Annotated in this window: 16 protein-coding genes and 1 tRNA gene; 6 read left to right on the plus strand and 11 right to left on the minus strand. The window is 34.8% G+C overall.

All coding sequences use genetic code 11. The features are described from left to right. Positions 1–84: 84 nt before the first annotated feature. Positions 85–804: a tRNA (5-methylaminomethyl-2-thiouridine)(34)-methyltransferase MnmD gene (gene mnmD / locus J4T76_RS09880; protein WP_267355889.1), complete on the plus strand. Its 720-nt coding sequence runs from the start codon at positions 85–87 to the stop codon at positions 802–804. A gap of 314 nt (positions 805–1,118) precedes the next feature. Here the strand turns inward: mnmD and tamB are convergent, their stop codons facing one another. From tamB to J4T76_RS09915, 7 genes are all read right to left on the minus strand, one after another. Further along, positions 1,119–4,925, minus strand: coding sequence for an autotransporter assembly complex protein TamB (tamB, locus tag J4T76_RS09885; protein WP_267355887.1), 3,807 nt, complete (start codon positions 4,923–4,925; stop codon positions 1,119–1,121). Position 4,926: 1 nt separating this feature from the next. Further along, on the minus strand, positions 4,927–6,609 hold the full coding sequence (tamA, locus tag J4T76_RS09890) for an autotransporter assembly complex protein TamA (RefSeq protein WP_267345917.1): 1,683 nt from the start codon (positions 6,607–6,609) through the stop codon (positions 4,927–4,929). A 383-nt stretch (positions 6,610–6,992) separates the two neighbouring features. Next, complete coding sequence (locus J4T76_RS09895; RefSeq protein WP_267355885.1) at positions 6,993–7,232, minus strand: WapI family immunity protein; 240 nt, start codon at positions 7,230–7,232, stop codon at positions 6,993–6,995. 51 nt (positions 7,233–7,283) lie between these two features. Then, positions 7,284–7,823 (minus strand): hypoxanthine phosphoribosyltransferase, encoded by a 540-nt coding sequence (gene hpt / locus J4T76_RS09900; protein WP_267341313.1) that lies wholly within the window; start codon positions 7,821–7,823, stop codon positions 7,284–7,286. 136 nt (positions 7,824–7,959) lie between these two features. Then, positions 7,960–8,430: a tRNA adenosine(34) deaminase TadA gene (gene tadA / locus J4T76_RS09905; protein ID WP_443135223.1), complete on the minus strand. Its 471-nt coding sequence runs from the start codon at positions 8,428–8,430 to the stop codon at positions 7,960–7,962. A 27-nt stretch (positions 8,431–8,457) separates the two neighbouring features. Further along, the gene (dapB, locus tag J4T76_RS09910; RefSeq protein ID WP_267345920.1) at positions 8,458–9,279 is read right to left on the minus strand and encodes a 4-hydroxy-tetrahydrodipicolinate reductase; all 822 of its coding nucleotides are present in this window, start codon (positions 9,277–9,279) and stop codon (positions 8,458–8,460) included. 507 nt (positions 9,280–9,786) lie between these two features. Next, positions 9,787–10,398, minus strand: coding sequence for an FKBP-type peptidyl-prolyl cis-trans isomerase (locus tag J4T76_RS09915; protein WP_267341308.1), 612 nt, complete (start codon positions 10,396–10,398; stop codon positions 9,787–9,789). A 212-nt stretch (positions 10,399–10,610) separates the two neighbouring features. Between J4T76_RS09915 and bamE the strand changes: the two genes are divergently transcribed. The 5 genes from bamE (at position 10,611) to J4T76_RS09940 (ending at position 16,400) form a co-directional block, all read left to right on the plus strand. Next, positions 10,611–11,033, plus strand: a complete 423-nt coding sequence (gene bamE, locus J4T76_RS09920; RefSeq protein ID WP_267341307.1) for an outer membrane protein assembly factor BamE — start codon at positions 10,611–10,613, stop codon at positions 11,031–11,033. Between the two features lie 628 nt (positions 11,034–11,661). Beyond that, positions 11,662–12,588, plus strand: coding sequence for a tRNA dihydrouridine(20/20a) synthase DusA (gene dusA, locus J4T76_RS09925; RefSeq protein ID WP_416380237.1), 927 nt, complete (start codon positions 11,662–11,664; stop codon positions 12,586–12,588). A gap of 84 nt (positions 12,589–12,672) precedes the next feature. After that, positions 12,673–14,688 carry a DNA helicase Rep gene (gene rep / locus J4T76_RS09930; protein WP_267341305.1) on the plus strand — a complete coding sequence of 672 codons (2,016 nt, stop codon included), beginning with the start codon at positions 12,673–12,675 and terminating at the stop codon, positions 14,686–14,688. 296 nt (positions 14,689–14,984) lie between these two features. Beyond that, a tRNA-Arg gene (locus tag J4T76_RS09935) sits at positions 14,985–15,061 on the plus strand. 163 nt (positions 15,062–15,224) lie between these two features. After that, positions 15,225–16,400 carry a tyrosine-type recombinase/integrase gene (locus J4T76_RS09940; RefSeq protein ID WP_416380238.1) on the plus strand — a complete coding sequence of 392 codons (1,176 nt, stop codon included), beginning with the start codon at positions 15,225–15,227 and terminating at the stop codon, positions 16,398–16,400. A gap of 206 nt (positions 16,401–16,606) precedes the next feature. Here J4T76_RS09940 and J4T76_RS09945 read toward each other — a convergent pair whose 3' ends face one another. The 4 genes from J4T76_RS09945 to J4T76_RS09960 all read right to left on the minus strand — a co-directional run bounded on the left by J4T76_RS09945 (position 16,607) and on the right by J4T76_RS09960 (position 18,093). After that, complete coding sequence (locus J4T76_RS09945) at positions 16,607–17,134, minus strand: MT-A70 family methyltransferase (RefSeq protein WP_267355883.1); 528 nt, start codon at positions 17,132–17,134, stop codon at positions 16,607–16,609. A gap of 109 nt (positions 17,135–17,243) precedes the next feature. Beyond that, positions 17,244–17,489 carry a hypothetical protein gene (locus J4T76_RS09950; protein WP_267345933.1) on the minus strand — a complete coding sequence of 82 codons (246 nt, stop codon included), beginning with the start codon at positions 17,487–17,489 and terminating at the stop codon, positions 17,244–17,246. Beyond that, positions 17,486–17,848, minus strand: coding sequence for a hypothetical protein (locus J4T76_RS09955; RefSeq protein ID WP_267355881.1), 363 nt, complete (start codon positions 17,846–17,848; stop codon positions 17,486–17,488). Before J4T76_RS09955 ends, J4T76_RS09950 begins: the two co-directional genes overlap by 4 nt. 8 nt (positions 17,849–17,856) lie before the next feature. Next, positions 17,857–18,093, minus strand: coding sequence for a hypothetical protein (locus J4T76_RS09960; protein ID WP_267355880.1), 237 nt, complete (start codon positions 18,091–18,093; stop codon positions 17,857–17,859). Positions 18,094–18,095: the final 2 nt, after the last annotated feature.

An 18,095-nucleotide genomic window follows, 5' to 3' on the forward strand; every position in this document is an offset into this window, starting at 1 on the left:
ACCTCATAAGTTGACTTAGCGTATTATATACGTAATCAACGCTAATATACAGTTTGTAAAATTAACAACGCCTATAGGATGTTTATGTTTAAACCTACGATTGTTTGGGACGAAAATCAAACCCCGATCTCAACCCATTTTGATGACGTGTATTTTAATACGGAAGGGGCAATTGATGAAACGCGTTACGTGTTTATTGAAGGTAATGATTTATATCAACGTTTTTCAAAGCATGATCAAGAAATATTCATAGTGGGCGAAACAGGTTTTGGTTCAGGTCTCAGTTTTCTGATTTTATGGCAAACATTTTTTCATTTTAGAAAGCAACATCCCGATCATATTCTTAAAAAGCTTAAATTTTTTAGTGTTGAAAAATTTCCATTATCATCTGAAGAACTTTTGCAGATACATCATAAGGTGTTAATGAATGATAAAGGTTTGCAAACGTTAGCATCACTGCTGGAAACCAGTTTAAATAAAGGTGAAAGCCTTTGCCAGTTCGAGAATATTACATTAACCATTTTTTGTGATGATATAAGTAATTTCCCCGATTTTTTAAGAAAACAAAATGTATTGATTCATGCTTGGTTTTTTGATGGTTTTTCGCCAGCTAAAAATCCTGATATGTGGTCAGAATCTTTATTTAATGAATGTTTTACACTAACTGCACCAAATGGTACATTTGCAACGTTTACCGCAGCAGGATTTGTACGACGTAACTTACTGAATGCTGGATTTAATGTATTTAAACGTAAAGGATTCGGTATAAAGCGTGAAATGTTAATTGGTAAGAAACCCGTATAATCATGTTTCTTTATTTACTTGATTTAACTCTTTAATATGACTCGTTTATAATCTGATTTTTTTAGATAGGAAACCAAAGTGAACGTTAATGAAGTGTGAATCGTATTTTGTAGTCAAGATAAATGCTCACATTTATAGAAAAATGGGACAGACATTTTTAAAAGTTATAAAGTTAAACCCCATCTTAAGATAGGATTTAACAATTTATGAATGTTTAAATACGCGTTACTGTGCTATTTTGCTATTGATAAAAACCTACTTAATTTTATCTATATCAATAATTTTGTTGTTTATCTTAACTTTGATAAATGTATCTAAAACTCAAATTGATAAATTACGTCTAATGCTTGAGCCAAACCTGAGGTCGCTTCTAAATAAAGACTTGGCATAAGCCTATAACGTAAAGTAAACGTCGCTAAAGAATCGAATATACCAACTCCATATTTAAGTTGTAGATGGGGTAAAATATAGCCACTCACGACCACTTTAGAACTATCACCAGCGCCTTGAGTATCTAATGTAAGATTTTTAATCCCAAACATATTACCAATATCACCTATGTATTGCCCTGTTTTGGATGTACCAATTCCAACTAATAATGCGGTCATCATGTCGTTTTCACTCTGATCTGAGTTATCAAGACCTTGTCCACGAATTAGGTAAGATAGGGCTTCTTGTTGCGACATTGCCGGGTCTGAGAAGATATCAATTTTTGGATCTTCCGATGAGCCAGTCACTCGAATTCCCGCAGTAATATTACTTTTTTCCATTGAATCAGGATTACGAATTGCTTCAACATCAAGTAGAGCGCGATCGCTTGGTCCTGAAAAAGTAATGACTCCTTTACGAATAATTAAATCTTGACCATAAGCATGAAATCTTCCGTTTGGAATTAATACTTCACCATGTAAGTCTAGACCTTTATTAGTTTGAGTGGCAACTAAATGTCCTTTTAGTTTAGCTTTCAAACCAAATGCATCAACAGAAACATCATCCCCAATGTTAATTTCAAGATGACTATTGATTTTCATACCAAACTTTTGTGGTTCTATTTGATTACCATTTTTGTCTAGCATCACTTCATCAGGTGAAACATCGACGCTTGATGCAGGAAGTGAGTCAACGGTAATCTTGCCTTTAGGTATGTTTACTTTCCCTAAAAGAGTGAGCTCATCTTGAGTGGCGTTAATTTTGATATCAGGAACAATGCTCATAACAATCATTGGTGGAACTGTTACCTGCATTGCTGCGCCATTGACCGTTAAATTAGCTTGCCATTTATCTAAATTTTGCCAACTTGCATTACCGTTAATATTAACATTACCGGAATGAGTCGTCATAACTCCTTGTAAGCTTGAAGACTTACCATTCAATTTTATATCTAATGTTGCTGATTTAATGTCAATAGGTAATTGATTGGATTTTATTTCACTTTGTCGAAGATTGATATTACCTGTTAGATAAGGATCCATTAATGAACCGGAAAATTTAATCGCCCCATTGATTGCACCTTTGGTATATTCATTTTTATCTAATAATGGATTAAGGATTGCTAAAGCCAGATTATCAATTATTAATTGACCACTCAATTTTTTCTGATTGTTTGGATCAGTAATGATCATATCACCATTAATTTTTCCTAATTGCTTCAAACTAAAACGCCAATCCAATTTAGCCTGTTGTTCATTAAATTCTGCATTGATATTGAATAAATCAAATGGAATGGGTAATGCTTGATTTGTTATCATTTGCTGAACAAAAATTTTATTACTGTAAATATTGGCTTTAATAGTAGGTATTTTGCTGCTATTTCCAAATTTAATCTCTGCTTTTCCATTGATACTACCTGAAAGTTTTGTTTCTCCTTCATTAGGAATAGGTAATCTAGCCAAATCAATGTCTTTCAACGTTATTGTTGTCTGAGTGTTAGGTGAAGGGGATAATGGCTTATCTAAGCAGATGCTTGATGAACTATTGCGCCAACAATGGGCACCAATAGTGGGTATTTGCTGGGTTAAATCATAAGTTAATGTTAAAGGTTGAGTGAGTGACCAAGAGTTATTATTGCCTAAATTTAACAAGGCATTAGAGACATTGCCGCTCCACTTAGTATGGCCTTTGTCTATTTTCCCCGTTAATAACGTTTTTAATGATGCAGGATTACCATCAAGATCGATGCTTAAAGTATGCTGATTTTCATTACCTACCAGATCAATGTTTGCTTTTTTAAATATTTGGTTGGAAACGCCAATATTGTTTCCAATAAGTCTTAATTGTAAGCTTAATTGATCTTGATAATGAATTTTACCTGATAAAGTTGCTTTCGCTATTGAGATATTCGGCATGTTTAAAGCATCTATAGTCAAATTTGTTTCGATGACGGGATTGGGTTGAGTTCCTCCCATTTTGATGTTACCAAAAATTGAGCCTTGCATTTCATCAACCAGTAACGATAGAGATGCGAGATTCATTGTTGCGTTCAAACTAGCTTTTTCCGTTGAACCATTTACATTAATCTGATTTTTATCCCAGATTACCACCAGATTATTAGCGGCTACATTATGTTTTGAATCAACTTGTAAATTACCATTAGCCAAAAAATCGGCTTGTTTGATTTTACCTTTGAGATCTAGGTCAGTAACATTGAATTGCCAAGTGTCATCGGCTAATTTACCCGTTGTATTGAGTTGACCATTTAATTTTATAGGATATTGAGGTAGCTCTTTAGTGAGATCAACTTGATTGAGCTTCACCTTGGTATTCCATTTTAGGGAATTTTGCCAATCCACATTTCCCGATGCTGCAATCCCTCCTTGTGGTAACTTAATGATTGCACGGTTGAAGATTGCCCCTTGATTGGTACCATTACCGGCAATATCAAATGTTGTTGTAGGTAGATTTTCACCCGTTACTGACCCTTTTGCTGATAAATTATATTGTTGTACATTGCCATCAACAGTAAGATTAAAATCATTAAGTTGATACTGAGCCGCTCCTTCCAAAGGCCATTGAATATGGTTACCATTTAATTTGGTCATAACAGGTAAATATTTTTCGACAAAATTAATATGACTATCGATATTAAGTTGATTTAATCCGTTAAGTGAGGTATGAGCGGTTAATTCACCTAATAATTTTCCAGAAAATTGTCCATCCAGGTGGTTTTCTTTCGTGTCCACTTTAACAGAGGCAACCAGTGGCCAATCATCACCGAGTATGATTTTACCAGTAACAGATGCATGTCCATTTATATAAGGCGACTGTATATTGGTGTCAACTTGTTTTACCATGATATGATTGTTAACTAGGTCAGTTTGAATGGTAACTTGATTGAAATGAAAATCTTGCCCTCCTATATGTAATAACCAATCATCTCCACTGAGTCTACTAACATTGATATCTAAGGGAATGCTGACTTGAGGTAAGGAACGAATCAATGGTTCATTAAATAATTGATTAATCTGTTCATTGATGGGTAAATTATTTTCTATTTTGTGTTCTTGAGGTGACGTGTTATCGGAAAAAATTGCACTCAAATTCATAGCAATTGCAGGATAAACGTAAATTTTTTCATTAACCCATATTGCTTTACCCGTAAAACTTGACATGCCAAATTGCATATCATCAACGTTTACTTTAACATTGCTAAGCTGAGTAGATTTTAAATCAATCGGTAATGGTGTTTTAATAACAAAACGTTGTTCTTCGACCGTTGTGTCTGCAATAACGTTTTCTGAAGTTTCAAATTGTTTGGTATCAATCTGAACATTTATTCCTTTTGCATCAAAGTTTTTTAGGCAGATTTTAGTCTGTATTAAACATGAGCCTGATAATTCAAGAGATGCGTCTTCAACGCTTACATGGACCCCAGTTAAATCTAATGACAGTCCTTTTATCTGTAAATTATGAAACGATCCCTCAACTTGTTGAATTTTCAGCTCTGGCAGATAGTTATTTAATGCAAACATGGTCAGTTTTACACCTAAACTGGTGTAAATCATCACAATGATAAATGTAATTAAAAAAATGAAAATAGACAGTATGATAATACTGCGTTTTTTCCATTTTCCTATTGATTTTGAGTTTTCAGCAACTGCTTCATTATTAGCATTTTCAGACATTTTATAATTCGCTTCCTAAACCAATATATAGGTGAATAGAGCCTTTATCTTTTTTGTTTAATGGGGTTGCCAGATCTAATTTTATCGGACCGACAGGCGATGACCATCTGATACCAAATCCACTACCCGTATAAAATTTAGCTTTATCAACTTTATCTATGGCTTCACCACTATCAACAAATACGGCACCCCACCATGGACCTGATAAATTGTATTGATATTCTGCCGAACCTGTGATGAGTTTAGAAGCACCTTTAAGTTTACCTTTTTTATCCTCTGGCGAAATTGATTGGTAACGGTAACCACGAATACTTCGATCACCACCAGCAAAAAATCGGAAAGAGGGCGGTACCCTATCAAAATTACTGGCTTGAATTATCCCAAAATTCCCCCTAACAATAAAGCGATGAGATTCTTTTAATGAACGGATCCAAGTCTGTTGAGCTTGAAAACGAACTAAATTGATATCTGATCCTAATGATTCTGCTGCAGCTTCAACGGAATAACGTTGGGAGTCGCCCCACATAGCTAATAAATTCCCATCACTACGAATACGGGAAAGGCTAAGTGAAGGATAGTATAAGAAGGTTTTATAACTTGAATCCCCTTGGGTAAAATCATCCCGTAACATATTTAATCCCAAAGCTGTTTGCCATCCTTCAAAGCGATCCCAATTGCGTAATGCACCAAAAGTATAAGAACGCGAATTGGTATCATTATTGTCAATTTTTTTATAACCACCTTGGATAGTGTAATATTGCTCTAATGGGGATTGTTTTAAAGGTATTTTATAACTCATGGTTATCGTTTTTTCAGGTGATGATAAAGACAAATTGCTTTGGAAACTTTGCCCTCGACTATTAATCCAAGGCTTACTCCAACCAATTTTGCTATGTACGCCATTATCCGTTGAGTATCCTAATCCTAAATCCATACTATTTCTTTTACGTGGCAAAGTTGTCACTTCGACGGGAAGTGTTTTATCCGCTCCTAAATGAGGAAAGTCTGGCGTAACTAGAACAGAATTAAACCAATTGGTTGAATTAAGGCGTTTGTTTAATATTGATAGTTGTTCAGCCGTATATTTTTCACCTTCTTTAAATGGCACGAGATTAGCCAAATAGTCTTTACGAATTTTCACATTTGGAAAATGAACTTTACCAAATTTGTAACGTTGACCTGTATTAAAATCAATATTCCAAAAAGCTTGGTGTTCATAATTAGATACTGCTAGCTGATGCTTAGACATATTAGCATCAAAATATCCTTTTTCTAAAGATAAATTAAGTAATGCTTTTTTAAAAGATTCGTAGCTACCATGATTTAAAATATCCCCTTTTTTAGGCAAATCATGTGTTAGCAACTCATTAAAATCTTTATCTTGCTCACCTTCACCAGTAATATTTATATTGAGTTGTCCAATTAATATGGGTACGCCAGGTGAAATTTTGACTGTTAATACTTTAGGATCTTGTTCAAAATATTCAAAACTAGGTGAGTAATATCCCAAAGCTCGAAGCGCTTTTTGTACTTCGCTTTCAAAATAACGTTTGAAATTGGGTGAATTATTAATTTTATTTGGTTCGATTAATGAAACACGAGCATCCACATTATCAGCAAGTTCCCCAGATAATCCTTTAATTGATAACTGCATATCAGCATAACAATATGCTGTAGTCATCATTAAAACGAAACATAATAAATGGGAAAATCGTGACACAAACACCTCGATGGTTTATTTTAGAAATTGTTTAGGGAGCTATTATGGGTTTGTTATGACCTATAAATTTAACATATTTGCACTTTTATCGTCTATGAAAAGCTTTGTAAATTAGAGTTAATTCTCCTCGAATATCATTTTCGATGAGGTAACTTTACAATCCATTGTTTAAGATTTTCAAGTATCGTTACTAAGTTATATTTTGATAATTCAAAAACCATTGTCCAACTATTTTGTAATTCATCGGAGAATTCAAAACAAAAATCCGGTTCAAATTCATAATTGAGTGTAATTGAAATTGTTACAACTTGATTTTTGTAAGAGATAAATGCAAGTGAAAAGTAGGGCTAAGTAAAACATAACTGAGCTTCACTGGGTAACCGATTTTTTGATAAATCATTGAACCAATTGTATAGTTTGTGTAAATCAGCGATTTCTATAACTGAATCGGTTTTTTCAAACCGATTACTATCTTGTTGAACGAAAACTTTAAGTAAATACCAATTATCTTTGCTGTCAGGGAACTCACAACCGACGATATCAAATTGCAAATTTACTGTATTTGTAATATCTATTAACTCGATCATTTATTCGTCCTTACGTGCCATAATGGTTAAATCTTTAAAACAAAACGTTAATCAGGTCTCAAGTAATGTTATATGACCAATATAAGGTAAGTGGCGATAATGCTGAGCATAGTCAATACCATAGCCAACTACGAATTCATCTGGAATAGAAAAACCGATATATTTTACGGGTACATTTACTTCTCGACGGGACGGTTTGTCAAGTAATGTACAAATTTCAATGCTACGGGGATGACGTAATTTTAAAATTGCCATCACTTTACTTAGTGTATTGCCTGTATCAATAATATCTTCAACAATCAATACATCTTTATCACGGATATCTTCATCCAAATCTTTTAAAATTTTGACATCACGATTACTCATTACTGCGTTGCCATAACTTGATGCCGTCATAAAATCGACTTCATGACCAACAGTGATTGCTCGGCTCAAATCCGCCATAAATATGAATGAACCTCGTAAAAGTCCAACTAAAACAAATTCGTTTTGACTATCTTTATAATCTTGACTGATTTGTTGACTTAATTCAACTACGCGTTTTTTGATATCATCCTCTGATATCATCATTTTTAATGTGTGTTTTTTCATTAATTCTGCTCAAAATAACGTTTAAAAAAATCGAACTAGATTTTAGCAATTTTCCTTCCTAAAAAGAATAAGTAGGCAATTTTTTATTGAATAAATAAGAGACTGCTTGTTTTTTTACTGAAACGTATGGTTAACCTCAAACTTCTTGGCAACATTTCTTAAGTGCCTTTTTTTGTAAACGTCGTTTCTTGAAAAATTCACTTAAAATATGACCACATTCATTTGCTAGAACTCCTCCAGTGACCTCGGCATAGTGATTTATCCCCTTATAGGCAAGAACATCAATTAATGAACCCGCAGCGCCAGTTTTATAATCACTTGCACCATAAACAACACGTTTAACACGACTGTGAATAATGGCGCCAGCACACATGATACAAGGTTCTAATGTGACATAAAGAGTAGCATTAATTAAACGATAGTTTTTTATATACTCCCCTGCGTTGGCCAATGCAATCATTTCGGCATGAGCAGTCGGGTTATGTGTTAAAATGGATTGATTGAAACCTTCGCCAATAATGTTATTATTTTCATCTATAATAACTGCGCCGACAGGAATTTCCCCAATTACTTCAGCTCTTTTAGCTAACATGATTGCATGTTGCATCCAAACTTCATCACGCATATGCTAAATTTATAAACTGTTTAAATTAAGGACATCACGCATGTCATACAAACCAATAGGTTGTTTGGCTAGCCACAATGCTGCGCGTACAGCACCATTGGCGAAGGTCATCCGGCTGGATGCTTTATGGCTAATTTCAACTCGTTCACCAATATCAGCAAAGATGGCAGTATGCTCACCAACAATATCTCCAGCGCGAATAGTAGCAAAGCCGATGGCGCCTTCAGGACGTTCACCAGTATGACCTTCACGACAATAAACTGCTCGATCTTTTAAATCACAATTTAGTGCCTCGGCAATCGCTTCACCCATAGCTAAAGCTGTACCTGAGGGAGCATCAACTTTATGGCGATGATGTGCTTCGATGATCTCGATATCACTATAATCACCCATAATTTTAGTTGCCTTCTCAAGCAACTTAAGTACTAAATTGACTCCTACGCTAAAATTAGCAGCAAAAACAATGCCGATTTTCTTAGCCGCATCAGCGATGGCTTGTTTTCCAGCATCATCAAAACCAGTTGTACCAATGATCATCATTTTTTTATTTTCGACACAAAAAGCTAAATGATTTAATGTGCCTTCGGGACGAGTAAAATCAATGAGTACGTCAAACTGATCTTTTGCTTGGTCGAGTTTGTCAGATACGTTAATTCCACAAACACCAATTCCAGCAAGTTCACCCGCGTCAGAGCCAATAAGAGATGAACCTTCACGTTCAAATGCTGCGCCTAATGTTACGCCACTGATTTGCGCAACAGACCGAATAAGTTGTCGTCCCATTTTGCCACCGGCACCTGCGACAGCAATACGAATAAAGTTTGTAGACATATAACTTTCCTTACACTTTTGTCTATTGTCGATAGTTGCTGGCATTATAGCGGAAAATAAATAACTTATACACAGTATTAAACTTAAATGAGAGGGCATTAAAAGAGTAACAAATAAAATATTTAGAATTGTTATGCATTTTTCATGGTATTTGGGTTGGAATATCGTCGCTACAGCATCCATTTTAACAATGCTCTTCGGTTGATTTAAACTAAGTATGTGTATGTTTTTAATCTACGGCTAACATTCTTAGTTTTAACCGCAGTCTCTTTTAAGGTATTATTGCTATTGGTATGCTTTGCAGGTATTGCTATGCCAATTGCAAATTATTTGGTTAGCAAAATGGTACTTAATTTGTGTTGTTACTTGCAGTCTTATTGCTTCCACTTTGTATTATTAAATCGGCAACATCTATTTTTCTTGTTTTTAGAGGAATTTACTTCTTATTTTTTACCAAAAACACATCATAACTAAAAAGAGAATGGACGCTTTTGCGTCCATAATTATTTATAGAACTTTCAATAATTCAACATCAAAGATTAATGTACTGTAGGGTGGAATTGATGCGCCAGCACCTTGTGGCCCATATGCAAGTTCTTGAGGAATATACAAACGCCATTTCGAACCTTCAGGCATAAGTTGTAAAGCTTCAACCCAACCAGGTATCACGCCATTAACAGGGAATTCAGCAGGTTGACCCCGTTCAACAGAACTGTCAAACACGGTACCATCAATTAATTGACCAGTATAATGAACTTGTACACGATCAGTTGCTTTAGGTAGTGCACCTTCACCAACAGTAATGATTTCATACTGTAAACCAGATTCGGTCGATTTGATGCCATCTTTTTTTAGATTTTCGGTAAGAAAATCCTTGCCTTCTTGCGCAATTTTTTCGGCTTGTTTGGCTTTTTCTTTCGTTGCTTGTTCATGTACATGGCGCAGTGCATCATGCAATTCTTGTAGTGGAAGTGCAGGTTGATTACCTGTTAAGACATCTTCCATTGCAAATTTTAATGCATTGAGATCTAAATTATTTAGGCCTGAATCTTTTAATTGTTGACCAATTTGTAATCCAATAGCATAACTTGCTTTTTGATCGATTGTTTCTAATTTCATTTTTTACCTTTAATGGTTAATGGATAGAATTTATAAATAGATTAATTAGTTTGTAGATAAGGAAATAAATGTCAAGCAGTAATTTAAATTAACAAAGTAGGATTACTGTTTTATTACACAATTGGGAAAGAATTTATTAATTTGGCTAGCACTCAGCTAAAATATCAGCGATAATATGCAACATTAAATTCTCAAAAATAGGTTAAGTGTAGATGCCGTTTCGTAAATTTACCTCGTTTGTAATTTTAACTAGTATTTTATTAACTGGTTGTTCAGTTGTTGAACATTGGGTGTATCGACCTGACATCAATCAAGGTAATTATGTGACACCAGAAGCAATTGATTTATTAAAAGTTGGTCAAACAAAAGATCAAGTTGTCTTTATTTTGGGCGCACCAATGTTAACTTCCATTTTCGGTGATAATGTTTGGTATTATGTTTTCCGTCAACAGCCACAGCATGAAAATATTAGTCAAAGAACGTATTCCATTTATTTTGATGAAATGGGTAAAGTGACAGACATTAAAGTTTCAGCATTGGAAGGTTCAAAATCTTTAGAAGAAATGAATAAACAAGAAATCTCGGATCATGTTGAAATACAATCTGATGATGGCGATAGTCTCAATAATCAATAACCATTTAATCTACCATCTTGATCGCATTCTTATTGCATTTTTAAGGAGAAACCTCGTGAAATCTCGAGGTTTTTACTCTCTATGTTTAAAACAGTGAAACATGATGAAGATAAACTGTCGTGACTGGCAATCTGCATTTAATAGGAGTAATGAGAAAAAGAAGCAATAAATACAAGTATCATTTAAAATATTTAAAAATAAATGTTTACAAATAAAAGTGGTTGAGTAGAATTTTTAATCATCATGAATTGTTGTAATGGTTGCAACAAAATCCCCCATCTCTTTGCAGATTTACGGCTAAACTAAATGAACTTTGTGCTTTAACCGTTTTACACCAGCGATAACTGTTGGAATACCGATAATAGATTTAATGCTACCTAAACAAGAAAGCCCATTACTTATTATAACAATAACTCGAAAACTCAGTTGCATAGATGCAATAAATCTTATCTGTTATTATTAAATTTTCTCCAGTGTTAATTGAAATAATGCTTGTTTCATTGATATCTCTATTAATTCCTTATATTATGGATCTCGATCTAAATTAAAGAATAAGTTAATACTTTTTTTTTATGTCGAGGTAAGTTTGCAAAAAAAAATCAATTTAAATCATTTCTCTGTTGCACCCATGCTGGATCTAACTGATAAACACTGTCGTTATTTTCATCGAATTTTAACCAAACAAACGCTTTTGTATACCGAAATGGTCACAACGGGCGCAATATTATTTGGTAAAGGTGATTATTTGGCTTTCAACTATGAAGAGCATCCAATTAGTTTACAATTAGGAGGTAGCGATCCTAAAGCACTTGCACAATGCGCAAAATTGGCACAACAACGTGGATATGACGAAATCAATTTAAATGTGGGTTGCCCATCAGATCGTGTGCAAAATGGTATGTTTGGTGCATGTTTAATGAGGAAAGCTGATTTAGTAGCGGATTGTGTTGAGCAGATGCAAGATCAGATCGATATACCCATTACAGTTAAAACACGAATTGGAATTGATGATTTTGACAGTTATGATTTTTTGCGTAGATTTATTGATACAGTTATGCCTTATACCAATACTTTTATTGTTCATGCTCGAAAAGCATGGTTATCTGGCTTAAGTCCTAAAGAAAATCGTGAAGTGCCACCACTTGATTATGATCGTGTGTATCAGCTTAAGCAAGATTACCCAAACTTAACTATTGCTATTAATGGTGGCATAAAAACTCTGGATGAAATTAAACAACATCTAAGTCATGTCGATGGCGTCATGGTTGGGCGAGAAGCGTATCAAAATCCATTATTGCTCACCCATATTGACTCACAGATTTTTGGATCTGATTTGCCAATCATCGAACCTAAAACAGCGATTCGGGCACTTTATCCTTACCTTGAACAACAACTAATACAAGGTGTCCAGCTAAATCATATTATGCGCCATACACTGGGTATTTTTAATGGTTGTAAAGGGGCAAGACAATGGCGTCGTTACCTTAGCGAAAATGCTCATAAAAAAGGTGCAGGTATTGAGGTTGTAGAAACAGCGTTATCCTTTATTCAATAAAATTTATGTCTAATTTGTTACAATTGCACGCAGCTACTGTATCGTTATATACTAGCCGCCAATTTTCTTAATGGTTTATATTCTGTGCGTTTAAATTTAAGTCAACAAAAAGCGGTTGAATATGTTTCAGGTCCATGCCTTGTTCTTGCTGGTGCTGGATCTGGAAAAACTCGGGTTATTATTAATAAAATTGCCTATTTAATTCGGGTTAAAGAGTATTTACCAAGACATATTGTTGCAGTTACTTTTACCAATAAAGCTGCACGTGAAATGAAAGAACGTATCGCTCAGTCAATCAATAAACAAGAGGCAAGAGGACTAAAAATCTCCACCTTCCATACTTTAGGACTTGATATTGTTCGGAAAGAATATCAACATCTAGGAATCAAATCCAATTTTTCATTATTTGATGATCACGATCAAACGGCGTTACTGAAAGAATTGACTCAGAAATGGTTGGAAGGCGATAAAGATCTCATTAATCAACTACGCGCTACTATATCAAACTGGAAAAATGATATCGTTGATTCAACCATTGCTATGGCACGGGCTCAAACCAATAAAGAAAAGCTTTTTGCTCATTGCTACCAACTCTACGAAAAACAATTAAAAGCGTGTAGCATATTGGATTTTGATGATCTAATTTTATTACCAACTATATTATTAAAAAATAACGAAGAAGTCCGCGAAAAATGGCAAAATCGAATACGTTATTTGTTGGTAGATGAATACCAAGATACTAACACAAGTCAATATGAATTTATTAAGTTACTGGTTGGTGACAGAGCGAAATTTACAGTAGTCGGGGATGATGATCAATCTATTTATTCCTGGCGTGGTGCCCGTCCACAAAATTTAGTTTTACTTAACCAAGATTTTCCTAATTTAGAAGTCATCAAACTGGAACAAAATTATCGTTCATCTGGTCGTATATTAAAAGTGGCCAATATTTTAATCGAAAATAATCCTCACATTTTTGAAAAAAAGCTCTTTTCTGAACTGCATTATGGTGAAACATTACGTGTCCTATCTGCGGATAATGAAGAGTCTGAAGCTGAAAAAGTAGTAAATGATCTGATTGGACATCGTTTTGCTAACAACAGCCATTATGGTCAATATGCCATATTATATCGAGGTAATCATCAATCTCGCTTAATAGAGAAAATGCTAATGCAATATCGCATTCCATATCGAATCTCAGGGGGTACTTCATTTTTTGCGCGTATTGAAATTAAAGATCTTATGGCATATTTGCGTTTATTGACCAATCCAGATGATGATAATGCTTTTATCCGTATTATTAATACTCCAAAACGGGAAATCGGTCCGGTAACGATTCAAAAACTGGGTGAATGGGCAAATCATCGAGGTGTGAGTTTATATCAAGCAAGTCATGATATGGGCTTGAAGGAACTACTTTCGAGTAAACGGATGGAAACGTTGCTTACTTTTATTCATTGGTTTGATTCATTAATTGAAAAATCACATACAGATCCAATGGATACCATCCATGAACTATTACATGGCATTCATTACGAAAGTTGGATCTATGAAACCTCAGCATCGCCCACAGCAGGTCAGATGCGAATGCGTAACGTTGAACAATTAGTTACTTGGTTAAATGAAATGTTACAAGGTGATGATATTGACGAAAGTATGACCTTAGAACAAGCTGTAGCAAGATTTACTTTGCGTGATATGCTAGAGCGTAATGAAACCGAAGAAGGTCTGGATCAAGTACAGCTTATGACATTACACGCTTCGAAAGGTTTGGAATTTCCCTATGTTTATCTGATTGGCATGTCCGAAGGACTCTTACCGCATCAAACGAGTATCGACGAAGATAATATCGAAGAAGAACGTCGTCTTGCATATGTTGGTATAACCCGAGCACAGCGTGAGCTGACATTTTCATTTAGTCGCCAACGTAAACAGTTTGGTGAAACGGTATATGTTGAGCCAAGTCGATTCTTATTAGAATTACCCCAGGATGATTTAGCTTGGCACAATCAGACAAACGCGTTATCGCCTGAACAGAAAATGCAACAAGCTCAAAGTCGACTAGCAATGCTAAAAGCTCAAATAGCCAATGCGAAATAAGCGACTTCCATATCGGATAAAATAAGTAAGCAATAAAGTTATTTCACTCACTTATAACTGAAATTTAAAGTGAAAAGTTGAGGAAATGGGATATAGGTTGAAGACTAAAAATAAAAAATCCCCTTTTTTGTTAATTGTTAATATTAAATTTAACATCAAAAAATTTTTTATTAACAAGGTTATCTGGTTAAATTGATGATATTTTGTCTATCTAACTTAGTAAACCTCTAAAAAACGTTGACGGATCAAAAAAGCTTTATATAATACTCTACGCTAATTTAGTAAATCCAATCCGCGTCTCCTTAGCTCAGCTGGATAGAGCAACGGCCTTCTAAGCCGTAGGTCACAGGTTCGAATCCTGTAGGGGACGCCATTCCATCTACGACTCAATACGACTCAATACGATTAGAACCTTATTTAGCCTGATATTTTAATGTTTTTTAATACGACCAGATACGATTGTATACGATTGACAACGACAATCTATTAACGGTATATTTACGGTATATTTTAATACCGCAACAAAAAATACCGTAATTATGCTAACTATAAAAGCCATTGATTCAGCAAAACCCAAAGATAAGCCCTATAAGTTGCCAGATTTTGAAAGCTTATATTTGTATATTACACCATCAGGGACTAAGTCATGGCGGTACGATTATCAGTTCAACGGTAAAAGGAAAACCTTAACGATTGGCAAATATCCTTATATTAGCTTGTCCGAGGCTCGCAATGAAAAAGAACTTGCTAGACAACTATTGGCTCACGGTAAAGACCCAAGCTTTGAACGCAAAAAAAGTGCTTTATTAGCTAATGTTGAAAGTGACAATACTTTTAAATCAATTGCAAGCGAATGGCATTCATCTAAAAAATTGACATGGTCAAAAAAATATGCAAATGAAATTATTAGTATATTTGAGCGCGATATTTACCCATTTATCGGTAACGAACCGATAAATAAAATCAAACCACTTGAGATGTTAACGGTATTAAAAGCTATTGAAAATCGTGGTGCTTTAGAAATAGCAAAAAAAGCGCGAATGCGATGCGGTGAAGTATTCCGATATGCAATTATTACGGGTAGGGCGGAGGTTAATCCAACCGCTGAACTATCAAGTGCAATGGCTAAAACTCAGTCAAAAAATTTCCCTTTTTTAGCTACCGATGCTGAAATGTCGGAATTTTTAAAGTCGCTTAAAGGGTACTCTGGCAATATATTAACACGGTATGCAACTATGCTTTTGATATATACCGTCCCGCGTACAATAGAACTTCTTACATTAAAATGGTCAAATATTAACTTTGAGCAGAAATTGGCAACGATTGATGAAGAAGTTGTTAAAAAAGATAGGGTACATTTGATACCTTTAGCTACTCAGGCGATAGACATATTAAAATTTTTACAGCCAATAACTGGACATGGTGAATTTGTTTTTCCGAATAGGAACCATCCATCAAAACCGATGTCGAATGGCGCAATCCTTCATGTTATTCGGCGATTAGGATTTGCTAACCGTGCAAGTGGGCACGGCTTTAGGCATCAGTTTTCGAGTATTTTAAATGAGCATGGCTTTAATCGTGATTGGATAGAGAAACAATTAAATCATGAGGAAGGAAGTGTGCGAGGTATTTATAACCACGCACAATATTTGGAGGGTAGGCGTGAGATGATGCAGTGGTATGCGGATTATATAGATGGTTTAACCGCATGATTGGTATTGTTCTTCTTTTTGAGATAGATATGCGTTGATAGTGGATAGCTTCCAGCGAGGATGCCTGCCGAGATATAAATCAGGGTTTGGAAACTTTCCCGCAGCTATCCATTTATCTAACGTAGTTTGATCTATCCCTCCCACATACGCGCATACTTGAGTTCTGCTATATCTGGGATCTTCAATTGTGTAATCTTTTGTCATTATTATTCTCCTAATTCAATATCATTTATGCATTCATTACCCCACGCATCCCAACCGTTTACGTTCTGACGGGCAAACAATTCAACCCTCGGTACATTTCCGTATAATTGAACTATTCGGTCTCGTGCCTCCTGAGGTTTTGCGCTATGCGCCCCTATCGGGGCTAAAATTATCTGGCTAACTGATTTATTAATTCGTTGAATGCCTTTACCTCTAACAGCAATCAAACAATCCTCACTATTTGCACGAGTATAATTACCTAATCCAAATCTCAGCTGATCGTTAATTAAATTAAAAACGTCCTCAGAATTCATACAACCGTGTTTTTTTAGTTGTTTGGTTATGTTTTGATGATAGTTTTTATTTAATTTCACCCATGTAAACAATTTCATAGTTTTAACCTCAAAACCCCAATGAGTGGCTAGCGCATCAGCTTGCCTTGCAAATGCAGACGTATACCACATAATTAATATGCTGTTATTATCTGCTATTGATTTTATGTTTAGTGATTTAAGTTCTTGGAATGTCATAGTGGGGTAGTGATTTTTTTGTGGCGGCTCGTGTTGATTGATTCGAATATTGCCACGGTGGATCGGCGTAAATTAGATTATATTTTTTCATATACCATCCCTATATTGATCAATTATCGTTAAATTCTTTTTCAGTCATATAACCAAGATAATTAACTGAAGTTATAATCATATTTTCAACATCATCAACATCTTTCTTTAATAATTCCCAAATGCAATTAAAGGTTGTTTGTGTTACATTTATATTATTTTTTGATATGGTTTTACACCCATACCCATCTTTACCATTTGCGCATTGAAATTTATATGCAAATAAGAAATAGTGTTGCTTGCGTTGTTTAAATTTCTTTTTCATTTAAACCGTACCCCTGCTTTTGCTAGTTTTCTGCATTCGGTCAATAATTGTTGCCATGTCGCATTTAATTTTGGAATTTCTACTATTTCTCCATAACAACCTGATACCTGTATAGTAGTTCGCCTATTCCAATTTTTATGAAAATACCTAATTGCATCAAACAGTGCTAATGATGCTGATACGACATCCTCACATTCTCCATAATCTAAATAAAGCCCTCCAGTGGGCGCAAATGTAAAATATTCGTTCGTCCAGCAATCGTCATATTCAAAATGATGCTCTTGATATAATGCAGGAAACAGTTTGAGCAGTAATCTCATAGCATGTTTACTATTTTTCTTAATTTGACGAGGTTTCATTGATCACCTCAGTATTTATAACTTTTAATTTCATTGATTATTTTTAAGCATTCCTTGCAGGTAACTCCACCACGCTTAACTGATTTAAAGATGTAACTTGTGTCTCCTGCACCATCAGAACAAAAACCTAGCCCACATAAAGAACATGGGTCACCATTAACGGTGGTTAATAAGCACCATTCTCGTTCACTTTTGTCTATTTCAATTTGACCTTCCATGTGAGTAATCATCACCAATTTATTCACTT

It is taken from the genome of Gilliamella sp. B3022 (genome assembly GCF_028751545.1).
Taxonomy (GTDB): Bacteria; Pseudomonadota; Gammaproteobacteria; order Enterobacterales; family Orbaceae; genus Gilliamella.